This is a genomic window from Wolbachia endosymbiont of Cardiocondyla obscurior, assembly GCF_902713635.1.
GTDB classification, from domain to species: domain Bacteria; phylum Pseudomonadota; class Alphaproteobacteria; order Rickettsiales; family Anaplasmataceae; genus Wolbachia; species Wolbachia pipientis.
Genome location: NZ_CACTIU010000015.1, coordinates 1 through 18,020 on the forward strand (window position 1 = coordinate 1; position 18,020 = coordinate 18,020).

The 18,020-nt window shown below is 35.1% G+C and carries 9 protein-coding genes and 2 pseudogenes; 8 read left to right on the top strand and 3 right to left on the bottom strand.

Annotation, left to right across the window (positions count from 1 at the left end; genetic code table 11):
• Positions 1-157 precede the first annotated feature (157 nt).
• Positions 158-1,693, bottom strand: coding sequence for a lysine--tRNA ligase (locus tag WOCAOBSORBRA_RS01955; RefSeq protein WP_015589250.1), 1,536 nt, complete (start codon positions 1,691-1,693; stop codon positions 158-160).
• Positions 1,694-1,793: 100 nt separating this feature from the next.
• Between WOCAOBSORBRA_RS01955 and WOCAOBSORBRA_RS01960 the strand changes: the two genes are divergently transcribed.
• The 8 genes from WOCAOBSORBRA_RS01960 to rsmD all read left to right on the top strand — a co-directional run bounded on the left by WOCAOBSORBRA_RS01960 (position 1,794) and on the right by rsmD (position 17,473).
• Complete coding sequence (locus WOCAOBSORBRA_RS01960; protein WP_007548615.1) at positions 1,794-2,090, top strand: type IV secretion system protein VirB3; 297 nt, start codon at positions 1,794-1,796, stop codon at positions 2,088-2,090.
• Between the two features lie 9 nt (positions 2,091-2,099).
• The gene (locus tag WOCAOBSORBRA_RS01965) at positions 2,100-4,505 is read left to right on the top strand and encodes a VirB4 family type IV secretion/conjugal transfer ATPase (protein ID WP_010962886.1); all 2,406 of its coding nucleotides are present in this window, start codon (positions 2,100-2,102) and stop codon (positions 4,503-4,505) included.
• Positions 4,498-7,047, top strand: coding sequence for a TrbL/VirB6 family protein (locus tag WOCAOBSORBRA_RS01970; protein WP_174515791.1), 2,550 nt, complete (start codon positions 4,498-4,500; stop codon positions 7,045-7,047). Before WOCAOBSORBRA_RS01965 ends, WOCAOBSORBRA_RS01970 begins: the two co-directional genes overlap by 8 nt.
• 9 nt (positions 7,048-7,056) lie before the next feature.
• Positions 7,057-9,444 carry a TrbL/VirB6 family protein gene (locus tag WOCAOBSORBRA_RS01975; RefSeq protein WP_174515792.1) on the top strand — a complete coding sequence of 796 codons (2,388 nt, stop codon included), beginning with the start codon at positions 7,057-7,059 and terminating at the stop codon, positions 9,442-9,444.
• On the top strand, positions 9,441-12,386 hold the full coding sequence (locus tag WOCAOBSORBRA_RS01980; protein WP_174515793.1) for a TrbL/VirB6 family protein: 2,946 nt from the start codon (positions 9,441-9,443) through the stop codon (positions 12,384-12,386). The genes WOCAOBSORBRA_RS01975 and WOCAOBSORBRA_RS01980 overlap by 4 nt, the downstream gene beginning before the upstream one ends.
• Before the next feature lie 89 nt (positions 12,387-12,475).
• A complete protein-coding gene (locus WOCAOBSORBRA_RS01985) occupies positions 12,476-16,180 on the top strand; it encodes a TrbL/VirB6 family protein (protein ID WP_155969170.1) in 3,705 nt (1,234 codons plus the stop codon).
• Positions 16,170-16,802 (top strand): WD_0853 family protein, encoded by a 633-nt coding sequence (locus tag WOCAOBSORBRA_RS01990; RefSeq protein ID WP_010082417.1) that lies wholly within the window; start codon positions 16,170-16,172, stop codon positions 16,800-16,802. The genes WOCAOBSORBRA_RS01985 and WOCAOBSORBRA_RS01990 overlap by 11 nt, the downstream gene beginning before the upstream one ends.
• A gap of 122 nt (positions 16,803-16,924) precedes the next feature.
• Positions 16,925-17,473 (top strand): 16S rRNA (guanine(966)-N(2))-methyltransferase RsmD, encoded by a 549-nt coding sequence (gene rsmD, locus WOCAOBSORBRA_RS01995; protein ID WP_006280837.1) that lies wholly within the window; start codon positions 16,925-16,927, stop codon positions 17,471-17,473.
• On the opposite strand, the pseudogene WOCAOBSORBRA_RS02000 reads toward rsmD, so the two are convergent.
• Positions 17,431-17,745 (bottom strand): annotated as a pseudogene (locus tag WOCAOBSORBRA_RS02000) (hypothetical protein); the annotation flags it as partial. The gene rsmD and the pseudogene WOCAOBSORBRA_RS02000 overlap by 43 nt on opposite strands.
• Positions 17,746-17,767: 22 nt before the next feature.
• Positions 17,768-17,947: pseudogene (locus WOCAOBSORBRA_RS02005) on the bottom strand (COQ9 family protein); the annotation flags it as partial.
• Positions 17,948-18,020: the final 73 nt, after the last annotated feature.

The window sequence follows — 18,020 nt, forward strand, 5'->3', positions numbered from 1 at the left end:
GAACATAAGACGCCGATACATTAAGTAATCCTTACCTTTTAATCTGCAGATTGGCGAAAGCAAATACAATAGCTTCATTTTCATGATAAGGGGGCTAGCGGAGTTTGTCAAGGAATTCTTATTAAAACTAAAGAGCTCAAATGAAAGGAGGTAAACTCTAAAGTATACATTTAGTAGCGCTTTCTATGAGAGAAATCGTATTACCTATTCCGTAAAGCTTTATGAAAGATCCCATTCTTGGACCGGTTTTTTGGCCAAGTAACGTTTCATATAATAGCTGAAACCAGTCACGTAAGTTGGTGTAATCATATTTTTTTCCAATAGAAAATACCTGAGATTGAATTTCTTCAGCAGTAGCAGTTGTAGATAGAGAATGTAAAGTGTCCTTCAAATCTAGTAACGCTGCTTTTTCTTTTTCATTTGGAGTTTTATATGATTTTGTTGGCTTGATAAAATCGTGATAATACTTTACTGCAAAGTCTGAAAGTCTATCAAGCATTTTATTATTTTCTGGTGTAACGTTTGGTGCATAAGAGGATATAAAACCCCATAGGATCTCTTTGTTTTCAGCATTACAAGCTGCTGCTAGGTTTAAAAGTAGTGAGAAATTTATGCCTGAAGTTTCTATACTGGGAACATTGCCCTGGTGAATGTGCCAAGCAGGATTATTTATATCCTTTTCTTTGTTCTCATGATAACGCTTTACAAATTCTAAATATTCATCAGTTGATTTTGGTATCACATCAAAATATAAACGTTTAGCTTTTTTAGGACTCTGAAAAATGTACAATGCTAAGCTCTCTGTTGGTGCGTAAGTTAGCCACTCTTCAATTGAAATGCCATTTCCTTTTGATTTTGATATTTTCTTTCCTTCTTTATCAAGGAAAAGCTCGTAGCAAAACAGAAGTGGTGGCTTTTCTCCAAGTATTTCACATATTTGACTTGAAAGCACAGCAGATGGAGTTAAATCTTTTCCGTGAGCTTCGTAATTTACTCCAAATGCGGCCCACCTCATTCCCCAATCAGGTTTCCATTGCAGTTTACATTTTCCTTTTGTCACTGGAACTTCTATTTTTTCCCCGTTTGGGTCTTCATATGTGATTGTTCCTTTCTCTGTATTTGTTTCAATTACTGGAACTTGTAAAACTTGAGAAGTTTTTGGGCATATTGGCAAGAATGGACTATAAGTCTGCTGTCTTTCTTCCCGAAATGATGGAAGCATTACGTCCATCACTTTATCATAATTTTTCAGTAAGAGTAAAAGTTTTTCATCGTAAACGCCAGATTTATAACACTCTGTTGCACTCCTGAACTCGTATTCAAATTCAAACATATCAAGAAATTTACACAACAATGAATTCATATGATGACCATAACTCTGATGAGTGCCAAATGGATCAGGTATCATAGTCAATGGTTTATTTAAGTGCTCTCTTAGCATCTCTTGATTTGGCACATTATCTGGTATTTTTCGCAAACCATCCATATCATCTGAAACTGCAATGATTTTGGTTTTTATACCAGGAGCTATTTTTTTTAATGCATTTACAATAACTGTAGTGCGGAAAACCTCTCCAAAGGTTCCTATGTGGGGTAAACCAGAGGGTCCATAACCAGTTTCAAATATTATTTCTTTTTTATTAGGAAACTCTTGCAATATTTTTTCTGCTTCTTGAAATGGCCAACTTGTCATTATCTTGGTTAAATAATGTACCTTAACTTAAAGTGCTACTAGTTTCAATGGATTTTTAATATAATGATATAGTATTAGTTATTATTAGAAGGTTAAAGATATGTCCACAGGTAGTATACAAACAGATCAATTATTTAAAGGTCTTACAAGACCTGCAATGCTCTTTGGTGTGAGTTATATGTTTGCAATATTAAACGTCCTGATTTGCATGCTAATTTTCATTAATTCAAATGATTTAAGAGTGATTCTCTTAATGTTACCAGGTATACATGGACTTGGTTATATAGCTTCTGCAAAAGAACCGTTGTTTATTGAATTATTTATGGTAAAATTGGGAAAGTGCTCGAAATGTTTAAATCGTTTTTACCATGGAGCCAATTCTTATGATATTGCTTAACGTTGTGTGATGCTGAGGTTTAGGGCTATTCAATCAAAGAATAAATCTACTCTGAACAGGGAAGTTCACGCTGCTGAATTTATTCCTTATTCTTGCTATTGGAATAGCACAACCTTGATGACAAAAGAAAATTGGTTGGTTAAGGTTATAAAATTAAGTGGTTTTGCATTTGAAACTGCCGATGACGAGGATTTAGTCATACAGAACAACATCAGGAATCAGATGCTAAGAAGCATTTCATCTCCGGCATTTAGTTTGTATTTTCATACTATCAGACGTAAGAAAAATATTTTTTCTGATGAATTTGCAAGTCAAGGTTTGCCGAATTTTTTCGCTAATCACGTAAATCTAAAATGGAGAGAAAAACACGCAACAAGGCAATCATTTATTAATGACCTATACATTACGATTATCCGTAGAGCGGACACAAAAGGAGTAGAATTTTTGTCACATCTACTAAAAAAATTCGGACATGTAACTTCAAAACATGCTTGGGAAAGTGATATACGTGCCACGTATGAAGATTTAGAGGAAACGACAAATCGTGTAGTGACAAGCCTTAGAAATTATTCGCCTAAAATTCTTGGAGTAAAAGAAACTCCAGATGGTTTGTTCTGCGAAATAATGGAGTTTCTATCTAGAATCGTAAATTGTGGCTTCGTTACAAATACGCTTTTTCCGCTAAGAACTGAAATATCAAGATACTTACCAGTACATAGGTTATTCTTTGGCCGTAAGATGATACAGGTTGTGACTCATAATGAGAGTAAATATGCTGGAATAATTAGTATCAAAGAATATGGAAATCATACTTCTGCAGGAATGCTTGATTCGTTTTTACAACTTCCTTACGAGTTTATAATTACGCAATCTTTTCAATTTATAAACAGGCAAATGGCGATTGGAAAAATGCAGATACAGCAAAATCGAATGATACAGTCTGCAGATAAAGCTATTTCTCAAATAGCAGAAATTTCTCAAGCGCTTGATGACGCAATGAGTGGTAAGATTGCGTTTGGTCAACATCACCTGACTATTTTATGTATAGAAAAAAGTCCTAAATCATTGGATAACGCTCTGTCGTTGGTAGAATCAGAGCTTTCTAATTGCGGTGTTTACCCTATACGTGAGAGAGTTAACCTTGAACCAGCATTTTGGGCGCAAATTCCTGGTAATTTCGATTATATAGTGAGAAAAGCTACAATAAGTAGTCTTAATTTGGCTGGATTTGCATCTCAACATAATTATCCTACTGGTAATAAATTCAATAACCACTGGGGAGATGCCGTTACAGTTTTTGACACGACATCTGGTACTCCATTTTTTTTCAACTTTCATATAAGGGATGTTGGACACACTATGATAATTGGCCCAACTGGTGCTGGTAAAACTGTTTTAATGAATTTCCTGTGTGCCCAAGCGATGAAGTTTTCTCCAAGGATATTCTTTTTTGATAAAGATCGCGGTGCAGAGATTTTCTTAAGAGCACTTAGTGGTATCTATACTGTAATAGAACCAAGAACTAAAACAAATTTTAATCCTTTACAACTTGATGATACCTCTGATAATAGAACATTTTTAATGGAGTGGATAAAGTCTTTAATTTCGGTATATAATGATAAATTTACTTCAGAAGATATTGCACGAATTAATGATGCAATTGAAGGAAATTTTAAATTAAGAAAAGAAGACAGATTCTTGAGAAACCTCGTACCGTTTTTAGGGCTTGCAGGTCCTGATACTCTAGCTGGGGCAATATCTATGTGGCATGATAATGGTTCTCATGCTGCAATATTTGACAATAAAGAAGATTTGCTAGATTTTTCACGAGCAAGAGTATTTGGTTTTGAGATGGCTAGCTTGCTCAAAGATCCTGTTGCTCTTGGACCGGTCTTGATTTATTTATTTCATAGGATTAGTATATCTCTTGATGGCACTCCATCTATTATCGTTCTTGATGAGGCATGGGCGTTAATAGATAATCCAGTTTTTGCACCCAAGATAAAAGACTGGTTGAAGGTACTGAGAAAACTAAATGCTTTTGTGATTTTTGCTACTCAGAGTGTTGAGGATGCAAGTAAAAGTACTATTAGCGATACGCTTGTACAACAAACAGCGACACAGATTTTTTTACCAAATCTGAAAGCTACTAGTGTCTATCGGGATGTTTTTATGTTAACTGAACGTGAATATATATTAATTAAGCACACAGATCCGAGTACTAGATTCTTTTTGGTGAAACAAGGAGTCAATGCTGTAGTAGCTAGAATAGACTTAAAAGGCCTGGATGATATAATCAACGTATTATCCGGACGTGCAGAAAGTGTTCTATTGTTACACGATATATTAAATGAAGTTGGGGACAACCCAAAAGTATGGTTGCCTATATTTTATCAGAAGGTAAAAAATGTTTAAGACTAAGCTGTCATTGCTATTAATTGCGATATTTTTACTAAATATAGACTTTTTACTCTCATATCCAGTGCTTGCAGATGGAGTAAGTGGTACTGACAAGACAGAATTTGTTAGCAGATTTAATTCCACTGGCAGTTTTAGTCGTGCCTCTAATCCTGATTGTGGAGCGTTTAAAACAGCTGCAGCACTTGCTGGAATAGCGATTGCTGTTGGCGCAATATTTACTGGCATTGTTTTGATCGTTTCTTCTGCTGGTTTGTTTACCGCTCTTGTTATTGTTGGAATGATAGCTGCAATTGTTGGAGTCTGGAAAGCGATAGGAGGGCTTGTTGTTTGTGAACATAGTTTTGTTAAACACCCAGTTGCACGTGATCATGATGGAAAATACAAAAATTTTAAATTAGAAGACACAGGTTATAGTGGCTGCACCAATGAAAATTACCAAACAGAAGAGGAATATTTTTCTTGTTTGCAAAATAAAGCTCGGGAAGACGTGAACAAAAAAGATTATGACGGGAAAAGAGCAGAAAAAGAAGCCTTAAATTCTAACGTTCAGGAGAGTACAGAGAGTTATTACTGGCCAAAAAATGGTGTGCAATACAGTGAATATATAGAAGTATGTCATCGAAACCCTTTAACTTTTGGTAATCTTTTTAATAAGGTAGACTTTAATTCCAGAGGAAAACCTGGATACATAGACTTTGATGTCAGGGAGAAAGACACTGGATACGTAGATGGGTCATGGTCCTCGAAGGTTGATGGTGGTCTGGAATGTAGAGTTCTCAAAGCAGGACAGAGCGAACCCATACATGGAGCTACATTCAAAGCAGTGAGAAAAACGGGCAGATTATGTGTGGAGTTAGCCAGTGTTAGCATGCTTGGTATCGAAATGACTCCTTGGCCGCAAGGGGTTGATATGGGGTGCACGGAATTGCCACCTGACCCACTTGCTCCTATGTGTGAAAAATCTGTGATGATATTCAAAAATAAAGATGGCACAGGGAAAGAAGAAGTTTCTATTGGTAGTGATAATGACTATAAAACTAATATAAGAAATAGGGAAAAAGAAGGAAAAATTTTTGTAGGTTACGACAATAAAGGCTGTTTTAGCTCGTATGTCTCTGAAGCTTGTTACAATCAGGCAGGGAGTAAATCATTAGCTCCTATTCCCGTAACTTCTATGATAGTGCAATGCATTAAGGAATCGTTAGATAATTTAGTTGCAGGTAAAGGTGCACCAAATGGTGAGAGTTTTATATCTGTAGCACAGAAAAGGCTGAAAAACACTGTAACTGCTGTTTTAGTTTTAGCTTTAATACTGTTCTCTATAAAAGCCATGTCTGGTGGAGTTCAGAGGCCTCAAGAAATGTATATGTTGATCATAAAATTCGCTTTAGTGATTTACTTCACAACAGGCAGTACCATGTCTCATTATTATGGAGAATTAACTCGTCTCTCAAATGGTTTGTCAGAGATAGTGCTAAAAGCATCATCTGAAAGTAAAGGCATATGTAATTATAAAGCAGGTACAGATTATGAATATACTCGTGCAGGAAAGAGGGTATCTTACAGTTATCTTGCACCTTGGGATAGGCTTGATTGTAGAATTTTATTTTATTTAGGTGCCCCTTTAGATGGAATTGGTGGCAAAATTGGTACTGGAGGTGTTGCAACGTTAGCAGTCTTGCTTGGTGCTGCTCCTGTCTTATTAGTTGCAGGTTCGGTAATCGGTATTATTTTTGCTGGTGGACAAATTTTAGTAGCTCTTGTCTGTATATTTATGGCCGTTCTGATGATGATGGTTATTTTGTGGCTGTGCTATGTATTTATTTTATCTCTAGTTGCTTTAAGTGTAATCATCATTTTATCACCTTTGTTCATTCCTATGGTTTTATTCCAACACACCAAAGGATATTTTGAAGGCTGGGTGAAAGAGTTGATTACCTATAGCTTATACCCGGTTATCCTTTTTGCGTTTTTGTCCTTTATGTTCATAGCATGTGATAAAATCTATTTTAAAAATTTAAATTTTGAACTGGACGAGTCATATAAAAATGAACAACCGGACAAGTCATATGAAAAGAAACAAGCAGAAATCTCATATAGTAAGAAAAAACAGTGGTTTAAATTGAAAGATGGGGAATGTGATAAAAATGAAACTACTCTTGCATGTATGATGCAAAATTATAGCTTTAAAAAGAGCAGCATACTTGGTCTATTCGACTTTACATACATGGAGTTTGGCAGCTCTCTCATCGGAGAATTATTAAAATTGTGTTTAGTATTATTCCTCTTTTACCACTTTTTAAACATTCTTCCTGGCATGGCTGCTGAACTTGCTGGTAACCATAGAGCAGCACTTGGCTCAGGTCAGACACCTGGACAAATGGTGGGCAAAGCTTTATCTGCTGCCAAAGCTGCTGCTGGGGGTGTTGCTGGAGTTGCTGGTGCTGCTGCTAAGAAGTTGAGTGGTGGAGACAAGAGTAAATCTCGAGGTTCTGGTTCTAGTAGCTCCGAGAGTGTTAACAAAAGCACTGAATGAGTTGGATTTATGCTAAAATTTTTGCTGATAATACCGTTTTTTTTTCTGTCAGGCTGCGGGGAACATCACTGTATTAAGCCAGAAAATTTATCAGGTTTGCGTGAAAAACTAGATATAGTGTCAACAGAGCAGAAATGGGTTGATTCTGGTGTTAATATCTCAGATAGAATAAGAGTAACAGAGATTGATATAGTGCCTAGTAAGGTTAATTTTTGTCCTAAGCAGTATGCAGATTTTGCAATTGGGCCTGGGAGAAATGACGTTGCATTACCATTTACACTTAAAAAAGGCGATACGATAAGCTTTAGTGTGATTGGAAGTAAAGTGTGTAAAGATAAAGAGAGTGAGACAAAAATCAGGTATTTGAAAATCGACGAAAAGTGTAGCGAGCAAGAAACGGAACATTTTGCACATGTTTTAAATCAAGAGAAATGCCAAGGTGGCAAGGATGGGATATGTCCTAATAAATATATAATAGGCGATGCGCAATGGTTGAGTGGAAGAGAGTACTGGTTTTCGAAGTTAGATCAAGATGAAAGAAAAAAGGAAATTGAAAATATTATTAACTCTATAAAACAAGGAGAGAATATAGATTGCAGCAAGCTTTCAGAGAGCAGTGCAAGTAAGATAGATACGCACATTTTAAATTCACTCTGTAGACGTATATGTAAATTTTCTTCTGGTCGTAGAGGCGAGGATTGCGTGTATATTGAATATAATAATATAGAAATTGAGCTATTCAATGCTTTAAATTCTAGTGGTGAATCTGTTGTTGCTGAAATTATTAGTAACGTATTAAAGGGAAAACAGGTAAAAACTGACATTACATTTCTAAAAGTTGGTATGGATAATGAAACTCTTGAACACATTCCAGGTGGTGGTTTATGTACTAGTTGTGATCATAAGATGGAGAATGACCATCAAATACCAAGTTTAACTTTTAGTCTATGTAGCAGAAATGACAAGAGCTGCTACAATACAAATGACAAAGGCGGGTTCAACATAAGAGTAACGAAGAACCATAGTCTGGAAAATAGCTTGTATATAAGTGTTTCCGATAAATTCCCTGAGCATAAGCCTGGTGAAAATCAAGCGGATATATCTGTAGATATCAGCAAAGTTCATGACATGGAAAACTTGAAAGGAAAATTAAAAGACAAAACAGGCACCATATATTACGGAATAAGAGACCATGGCTGCGATTACAAAAATGAAGGTCAGTTTAGCATTAACCTAACAACTCAAGAGCCACCTACAAAAACTTTTAGTGCAATATATAATTTCTTTGATGAAAAAGTGAAAACTGCATTTTTCGGCTCTAATTATAAAGACCCTAACGCAATTCACTCTGATACTAGTCCTGTAAAGTCTCTTTACGAAAGTTTTATAAAATCAAGCAGAACAAATACCATTAGATCTACTATAATATCACTATTAGTACTATATATAATCTTATATACTCTTTATTACTTTTTTGGATTAACTCATATTTCTATATATGAGTTTTTAATTATATGCGTAAAGATAGGAATCATCGCTCAGCTATTGCAGGATAATAGCTGGGACTTTTTTTATAACAACGCATTCTCTATATTTATTAACACTCCAAAACAACTAATAGAAATAGCAAATTTTAGAGGCACTACTTCAAATGTTTTTGAGTTTCTTGATTTGCCGTTCAATAGGTTCTTGTCATCGCATTCAGTATTGTTAATAGTATCTCTTATATTTTCTGGCCCTTTGGGCATTGTATCTTTTTGCTTGGTGATTTGGGGTTTAATCACAGTGAGCTTATCTATTTTTAATGCCTTATTTTCTTTTATTACATCTATAGCAATAGTTGCGTTATTACTTTCTTTAGCACCTATTTTTATTATTTGTCTTTTATTTGCGTATACTAGGCAGATGTTTCAAAACTGGGTTAAAAATTTAGCAAGATTTGCAATTCATCCAGTGGTCCTTTTAATTTTTATATCACTGATAAGTCAGGTTATGGATTATATTGTGTATTCAGTATTTGATTTTGAGGTCTGCTCTACATGTATACTTAATATTAACCTAAAGATTTTTAACCCTTGTATTTTTTATGGTTATGCTTCCAAATATACACCTAATATTACCGCTATGATGGCTTTTGTTATTTTGGGACACGCTATGAAAGCTTTAGTTGAAGCTTCTTCGGCAATATCTGACTCGTTGTTTGGTGCTTATGTAGCAAGCGAACCTGGAAGACAGTATCAACAAAGCTTAATGGGAACAGTAGGGTTAGATGAACAAAGCGTTCAAAGAAGAGAAAGAGGAGATGCCTCTCAACAGTCAGGTACGTCAAGACCTCAAATACCACAAGGGACTCAAAGGTCAACGCCTCAGATACCACAACCAGGAAGACAGCAATGATAAGTAAAAGATCACTATTATTGATACTGTGTCTTGCAATCACTGGTTGTAATATGGATTGTGTCGAGCCTGGGTTGCAGAGCAAAAACACCAGCGTTAATGTGGATGTTCCAGTTCGTAAAGCCGATAAAATTCATTGGGTTGATTCTGGTCAGGTAATTAGTCAGGGTGAGAAAATCAAATTCACCCTCGATGGATCAGTAAATTTTTGCCCTTTTAAAGAAGACAAAAATCCAAGGAAAGTACTTGTGCCAGCTAGCTTTTGTGCTGATGGCTCAGAACCAAATTATAGTAAGGCTGCGGATATTAATAGTGTACCTAACAATTATGGTGTTAATGAAAGTAAAAACGAACTATGTGGTGGCAAAGGATTTGGCAGCAATAGACGTTATGTGGACACTGGAATTAAAGTAAATCCTGGTGACAAGTTAAGCTTCAGCTTAGTTCCCAGAAAAATAACAATTGATTACGACAATCCAGAAGGGAAAGGCATCAATTTTGATGACAATTGTTATAAAGCTGTAGAAAATGATCGTAAGGAAACTGTATATAAGAAAGCTACAGTGAGTGAAGTACATCAGGGGGGAGAGTTTTTTTGTGATGGTAAAGATGGTACAAAAAATAAAATACAATTTTTACCTCTTGATAAAACAAAAGCAAAGGAAAGCAAAGTGCTAGTTGGCAATGGGTATACCCCATATGATAATAAGGTGCATTTTAATAAAGGTTATATTCAAGACAACGAACCATGGGTATATGGTTCACTACTTGATTTACGCCGCGCTAAAATAGGATTGAACGAGTTATGTGATGGAAAAAACTGTAGTCTTGATGAGAGAAAAAAGTACTCCTCCTATGAGCTTAACTGCTACCATCAAAATATATGCTATACTGAGAAGGGTATATGGAACTATGGTTTAGGTCAAGCAGGAGAACGGAACTGTGTCTCCTCTATAAGGTATAAGAAGTACGATAAAGGAAATAAATGTGATATGTATTCTTATCTAGAAAAAATGGAAGGGAATGTTAAAGCAGGTAGTTTTACTGAAGATGATAAATCTTGGGCTGAGGCTCTTGTTGCAAAAATTGGTGATCCTGATGATAAAAATACCGCTAAAGGTATTCAATGTCTTCCAAAGAAAGAGGGTGCAAAAGGGGATAATATGTGTTCGCAAATTGGCGATAACAATAAATTCGAGGATTTTTCTCTGGAATTGAACAATGATTATCCAGTAAATGACGAGGTAACGCCCGGTAGTAGTGTGATGCTCGCTATCGCAGATTATGGTCATTATTACTATAATAGAGGAGGGTACCATGTTAAAGTGACTAGATCATGTGAATATATTAATGGCGAAAAATTATATGTATATTTAGGTGATGAGCCACCTAAAGATTTGCATGGTGTGGGAACTAATGATTTTAAAGTGGTAGGAGTGAGAGAAAGAGTAAACGGAAAAGATGAGTACACCATATTAGATGTAATAAGCGGAGAACACTTTCAGAACAAAGAATCTAAGAAGATATATTTCGGCATCAATGTAAGCAACGTAGAGAGAGATGACATTACAGATAAAAATGGCAAATATTATGAAAATAATAAGTACACAGTAACTTTATTTGTTAAAAGAAAAATTAATGATTTTATTTCATCGAATGTAAACGGGGTATTTAAACTTATAAAAGAAGAAGTAATTGGGGACAGCGTTAAAGATTCATACAAAGGATATGCAAGAGGTCTTCTTCAAGGGGTAAGAGCTTTGCTTACTCTATACGTTATATTTACTGTCGTTGGCTATATGCTTGGAACAATACAGCTAAGTAAATTTGATTTCATTGTAAGAATGTTCAAGATAGCATTTATAGCTTTTGCCTTTAGCGATAGAAGCTGGGAACTTTTTGGTACAACTTTATCCAGACTTTTTATAGATGGTAGCACTTATTTAGTTGATAGTTTTTCTGGCTATGTAGGAGAAGGGGAGAGAAAATTTGCATTCTTAGACTTGACAGCAGGAGTATTATTCACAGCAGAAACTTGGCTAAAGTTTTTATCGTTGATGCTTTCTGGTCCTTTTGGCGTTATTGCATTTTTGGCAATACTCTGCGCTACTTATGCGTTTTTAAAATGCATTATTAGTGCTACATTGAAATATGTAATATCTACTGTTCTAGTAGCGTTTTTACTGTCATTAACACCTTTATTTATCGTATTTATTCTATTTCAAAAGACTAAACCCTTGTTTGATAATTGGATAAAAACGTTGGCTCATGTTTCATTAGAACCAGTCATTTTATTTTCATTTTTATCTCTTTTAAATCAGTTGATGTATTCAGTTTTATATAACCTCACAAATTTTTCTGCATGCTATCAATGTTTAATTAGCGTAAATTTCTTATCGTATGATCTGTGCTTGATGAAATCAATACTGCCTCTTGGATACAGTCCTGGCACTAGCGTTGATGTTGCACTCAGTACCGGAGAAAGGGCTGGTGGACACTTTGCAGCATTACCTATAGACCTAATCCAGGCGTTTACATACCTCATTATTGCCGGTGCAATGGAAGCTTTTGTTTCTATATCGGAAACTATGGTACAAACACTATTTAGCTCTGGTTATGGAGTTACTGGCGGTGTTGGTACAGTTGCTAAGAGCGCATCGCAAGCTATGCTGTCAACCGTTGGCCTTGATGATAAGACCCAAAGTATGATACAGAGTATCAAGCAGAAAATGAGTAAAGATCGGGGAAAAATTGAGGCTAAATTACCTAACACACCAAAGCAACCAGACAAAAAAGAAGATTCTAAAGGAAGTTCTGATAAAACAACGAGTGATAGACCTAAAACATTAAAACAATCAGATCAGCAAAAAAATTCTGATGAAACAATAAGAAGTGATCCTAGTGCTAAAGCTAAAAACAAGGAAGAAAATGGAGAGGAGTAAGATATGAATGATGTTATGGAGTAACTAATTAAAAAGATATTTTAAGTAAAGTTTTAGAAATTTATTCTGTATTTGGAAAAAGTTTAGATATGCAATCACGTTTAGGCAAATGTTGGTTTAGGGTATTACTTCTTGCAGCTTATGTGCTGATCACAGGTTGTAGTAAGAACGATATGCCTTTTCCAAGGTGCATATCTGCTGACTATTTTGGTCCTGAACCTATTGCAGTAAGCGCTCATTTTTCAAGCGATCATGATGCTTTTATTCCAGAAGGTGAAGATGAAAGCGTTATTGATCCTGACACTGGTGAAATTAATTCTGGTTTTCACCATAACCAAGTGGTGAAGTGGAAAGATACTGGATTAGAAACCAATGGAGATAGCTTAATAGTGCGAGTAAATGGTGCATGGACATCTTGGAGTAATAATAACAAGAAGGAATCTAAAAAAGGCAGTTATACCTTACAAAGCTTGGAGCAGTTAAAATATGCAACTAAATTTGAAGGTAAACAAAGTGATAATAGTTTACCTAATTTTCACTTAGTTTGTAATGATTATAAACCTAGCATACAAAAATTTTCAAGTAAGTCTGATACAAGTTGCACTGTAAATTGCAAGTGCATTAATGAAGATGATAGCGCAAATACAGTATCACGTGGTGCTCCATGTTGGTTTACCAATGGTCATGGTGCTTATCTTTTGTTTCAAACGGGGAAAGATGATCCTAACGAAAATCTAAAGTTAATGCGCGATCCTCAATATCCTACTGTACATCTAGGTTACAACTCCGTGGCAGAAAATGGGAGCGGTCTTTTTACTTTAGACAGAGATAGCACTAAATTAAAAGACAGAAATTGTAATGAGTTGAAGTTAAAAAAGGGATGGAAAATATATGTAAAAATATTAGATAGATATTACTTAGATAATGTAGGTGGCTACTCTTTTGAGTTCTTAAGTGGAGTGCAGCAGCCAAGTAGTTTTGGGTTTTTTGATTACATTTATAACTATCTAAAATGTGTATTATTGATTAACGAAAATTGCAAAGAACATTTTAATAGCAATGATCCTGCAGTTGCACAAGCTATGTTCGAAAATATAGCTGAAAAAAGTACGAGCTTTCACAATTTTGTTCTTTCCTTGCTTGTTCTATTTGTAATGATTTCATCGCTTCTTTATCTTTTTGGCATGATACAAGAAACTAAGCATGATATGCTCATCAGAATGATGAAAATCACTCTAGTAATAGTGCTTATATCTCCTGGAAGTTTTAGATTTTTCTATGATCATTTTCTTGTTTTATTCGTTAAAGGTCTTGAACAATTGATAAGTATAATTACTAATTTTGCTCCCAACATGAACACCGGAAGTATTGCTCAAGGAGATGAAGCTAAGTTGTTTAGCTTCATGGAGGACATGTTCAATAAGTTTTTTGCTTATTCTGTTTGGAAAAAGTTTGCAGCGTTTTTACATTACCAAATGTGGGCAAGCCTTCTTATGATACCGGCAATTTTCATAGGGATTGTGCTATACTTCTTGCTGTGCTTATATGCTTACATAATATTTCTCTCTGGTTTTATGGGTATAGCTTTTCTTATAGCCATTATGCCACTGTTTCTAATTTCTATTTTATTTTCACCGCTGAAAAGTCTATTTGAAGGTTGGATAAAATTCTGCATCAGCTTTTGTTTACAGTCGATTATGATATTTGCTCTCTTGTCATTACTGGCTTCCATTATAATGAATACCTTTTATAGGCAGTTAGGTTTTACTGTATGCTACAATAAATGGTTTGAGGTAAGGTTATGTGCTCCAAAATGGGTGTTTGGTGGTTTTTGTATCGTTGATAAGCAGTACTTTGGTTGGACCCCAGGGCAAATTTTCGTACCTTACACTCTTGGAGAAGCTTCTCCGCTGAACGTAGATAAGAACATAGAAGGTATAGAAAAGATAAGCAGAGAAGGTGGTACAATAAAATTTACTGGCGGTGCTGGGTATATCCCTCTTCCACCGGATTACATTGAAAAAGGGTTTCGTTATATAGATTATCCTTTCTTTAACCCAATTCCTGGTACTAAAGAGAATCCAGCAGACCATTATATTGCAGAAAGTGATATGGTAGTAGATAATAGCTGTAGTGTAAAAGATTTAGTGCGTTTAACAAATAGTTTATCCCATGCATCAGAAAAAGCTGATATCTTATTATTGATTAATAATATAAGTAAAAAGACAGAAATCTATTGTAAGCAGCCAGGAAATGAAAGCAGGTGTACTAATTACAAGGAAATCATAGAAAAAGTAATTCTACAGCCAAGTTTAAAAAGTGAAATAAAGTCTTTAGTGCAAGATATAATTAGACAAGATGGGAGCTGCCAATCACAGAATTTTTATAAGGTAAATAGAAACTATCAAGAAAATAGTGATTACCAAAGGGTGCAAGACATACAGAGAGGTTATTTAATCAATGCAGGGGAAATCTTTATACTATTCTTGCTTTCATTTTTAATGTTCTCCTTACGCACGTTCGTACAACAAATGGGCTCAAGTATCGCTGGTGGTGGATTCAGCGTTTACAATATATCTAGTATGTATCAGGCATCGCCTTTGACTGGCATAATGGAAGGATTCAAACAGCAGTGGCAAAATTTTGCTGGTAGAGGACTTGAGTCTTTAGGCAGTTGGGCTACTCATTTACCGGATAGATTAGCCGGAGGTGCAGCTAATCTGCTGGGGAGAGTACCAAGAGTTGGAGGAGTGCTGAAATACGCTATTGATGTGCCACGTAAATTTGTAGGTGCTACTATTGAAGCAACAAAATTTGCAACATCACCTAAAAATGACGTTGATAAACTTGAGGAAAAGATCTACAGGGCATTTGGAGTTGATAAGGAAGATATTACACACAGAAGGATCGGTAAATATTTAGATTATTATAAAGGATACGTAGGATCACATTTGGGCTATACAATAGAAGATGCTATGAAGTTTACTTGGGAGCATGGCCTTGATTCTATAGGAGTTAGCCGCCGTACAGGAGAAAAAGATGGTTATCCAAATAACTTACTTTTTAGAGCAAAATCGCATAGGCAAGATTTCTTGAATAAGCTTCATGATGACACCATAGGCCGTAAGAGAGAACCAGAAAAAGACAATCCTGATCAATCAAATAAGGTAGAACGAGAGTTAGGCACGGAACTAGTAAGAGATAACCATGATCAGCCACTAGAAGAAGGCGACCCTCTTCGACTACGAGGGGGAGGTCAGCCAGATAAGGTAGTACGAGAACTAAGCACAGAACAAGAAGACAAGCCTAATCAACTACAGCATGATCAGCCAACAGAAGAAGATAAGCCTGATCAATCAAATGAAGTGACACGAAATTTAGGCACGGAACCAAAAGGTTCAGATGAAATTGATGATTTTGGATCTGCTTTTGAAGGTATGGAAAAACGTGCTGAAAGAGAAGGCAGAAGAAATCAAGATAAAGTTTACAACCTCTCACCACTTTTTGAAATGAACACTCCAGAAGCTGTAGAAAAACGTGCTGAAAGAGCTAGAAGAAAAGAAGAAAGAGATCGAAAAGACGAAGTTTATAATCTTAAGCCTTTATTTAAAGAACCAAAAAATCCAGAAGAGTACGTTAAGGCACTTTTTGAAATGAATACCCAGGAAGCTATAAAAAAACGTGCTGAAAGAGAGGAAAAAAGAAATCGAGAAGACAGTAAAAGGAAATTACCGGAACCAATGAGGAAACCAGATGCAAAAGGAGATGAGAAGAGGATTGAAGATGAAGACTAATAAAAATTTCAAAGGCCTTGATTATTATAAATTGCAGCAAGACAAAGATGGCAACATAAAGTTAAATGACTACGACGACATTTTAAATGCGCGTAGGGCAAGGGTAGACTTGTTGCGGGATAACACATCACTTGACAAGGATGTCAATTTTGCTAAATTAAATAAAGCTTTGAGTGAGAAATTTGTAGATAATCATAGTTTATTGTCTGAATTTGATAAGGAAGACAAAGAGATTGTACAAGAAAGGATTAAGGTGTTTAGTATTTTAGAAAGTCTTGAAGACCTTAAAAGCGTGAAAAGTGAAGATCTGTTAGAGGTTAGCTTACTGCTGTCAGATCTTAGCTTCATAGAGAGAAATGTTGTACTAAATACCGATCAGAATTCTGATCTAGCAGGATTTAAAAACCTATTTATTGAAAAAAAAGCATCTGGTGAAGAGTATAGTGAAGAAGAATGTAGAGGCTTTCTTGATAATATAGATAAAATCAATACTATAATTAAGTTAGAGTTAGAAAGCAGAATTGAAGGGCTAAATCATGATGAAAAAAATGATCATGATGATTTACAAGATGAGATTGGTCAAGCAATTAATGCAGCAGGCAAATCAGAAAAAGATAACTGATGAGTCTTGTGTTTGTGTTTTTCTTACAAGCGACTCGATAGCTTCTCTCTATTAAACTGCTAAAGCCATATTGACATTAATCATATAGTATAAATAATTAATTATTTTGGAGCTTATTTAATATGCTACGCATCATTGCAGGCAAATATCGCGGAAGAAAAATAACTACAGGTAAGCATTTAGCTGCACGGCCAACTATGAGTATTGTCCGAGAAGCAATATTTAATATGCTTTCCTCAAGAAAACCTATTTATAACTTGAATGTACTTGATTTATTCTGTGGTAGTGGTTCTTTTTCATTTGAAGCGCTTTCTCGCGGCGCTAAACATGCATTTATGGTAGATTCAGATTATTACAATTTGCAATTGCCTAAAAAAACAGCAAAAGATTTTGGAATTACGGACAATGTTACGCTAATTTGCTGCAGTGCTAACTGCTTACCACAACCTATTTCAAAATGTGACATAGTTTTTATAGACCCACCTTACAATAGCAATCTAGTTGAATCAACGTTGAATGGACTAGCTCACTCAGGCTGGTTAAGTGATGATGCATTGATAATTCTAGAGATTAGGAAAAACGAAGATTTTGAGTGCAATAAAAACTTCAGTATAATCTTGGAACGCACCTACGGTATAGCGAGAATAATTTTTCTTTCTCTATTAACTTGAACTTGCATATACTTTTCATTGATGAGTTCCAGTTCTATTTTCGTCAAGTTTCCGGAGAAATTACTTATTCTGTACTGCCCTAGATCAAAATTTTTATTAAATTCAGAGTCTATTAAATATTCATGTGCTTCTTCAATAAATTTATTTTCTTTTTCTTCGTAACTGGTGTATTTTGTTGTACCATTATTATCCTCACGATAAACTAAATGTTCTTTATGATCAGCATGAATATTTTTATTTTCACAAACCTTTTCAGGATCGTGCTCAAGTACTTTTCTACCAACAATCAATAGCTTATAAGAAATTTCCTATGATTCCTTTTAAGCGAGTTTTGAATTTTTGAAATGTCATGACATTGTTGATACGGTTATCAAGAAACGATAAAGTATCCGCAAAATCTTCTGAATAATCATTGATAAAAAAAAGTATCGTACTTAAGTACACTCCAGCTAATATTGCTCTTTTTGTATAGTATAGTATTTTCTAAAATGAATGATAAATTTCCATTATGGTATTACCAACCAAAAGTTGTAAGTCTGTATATTTA

What these genes read in the sequence shown, in the direction of transcription:
- rsmD (WP_006280837.1), top strand. Translation starts at nt 16,925, where the DNA reads ATGCTACGCATCATTGCAGGCAAATATCGCGGAAGAAAAATAACTACA.
- WOCAOBSORBRA_RS01955 (WP_015589250.1), bottom strand. Translation starts at nt 1,693, where the DNA reads ATGACAAGTTGGCCATTTCAAGAAGCAGAAAAAATATTGCAAGAGTTT.
- WOCAOBSORBRA_RS01975 (WP_174515792.1), top strand. Translation starts at nt 7,057, where the DNA reads ATGCTAAAATTTTTGCTGATAATACCGTTTTTTTTTCTGTCAGGCTGC.
- WOCAOBSORBRA_RS01970 (WP_174515791.1), top strand. Translation starts at nt 4,498, where the DNA reads ATGTTTAAGACTAAGCTGTCATTGCTATTAATTGCGATATTTTTACTA.
- WOCAOBSORBRA_RS01960 (WP_007548615.1), top strand. Translation starts at nt 1,794, where the DNA reads ATGTCCACAGGTAGTATACAAACAGATCAATTATTTAAAGGTCTTACA.
- WOCAOBSORBRA_RS01965 (WP_010962886.1), top strand. Translation starts at nt 2,100, where the DNA reads ATGCTGAGGTTTAGGGCTATTCAATCAAAGAATAAATCTACTCTGAAC.
- WOCAOBSORBRA_RS01980 (WP_174515793.1), top strand. Translation starts at nt 9,441, where the DNA reads ATGATAAGTAAAAGATCACTATTATTGATACTGTGTCTTGCAATCACT.
- WOCAOBSORBRA_RS01990 (WP_010082417.1), top strand. Translation starts at nt 16,170, where the DNA reads ATGAAGACTAATAAAAATTTCAAAGGCCTTGATTATTATAAATTGCAG.
- WOCAOBSORBRA_RS01985 (WP_155969170.1), top strand. Translation starts at nt 12,476, where the DNA reads ATGCAATCACGTTTAGGCAAATGTTGGTTTAGGGTATTACTTCTTGCA.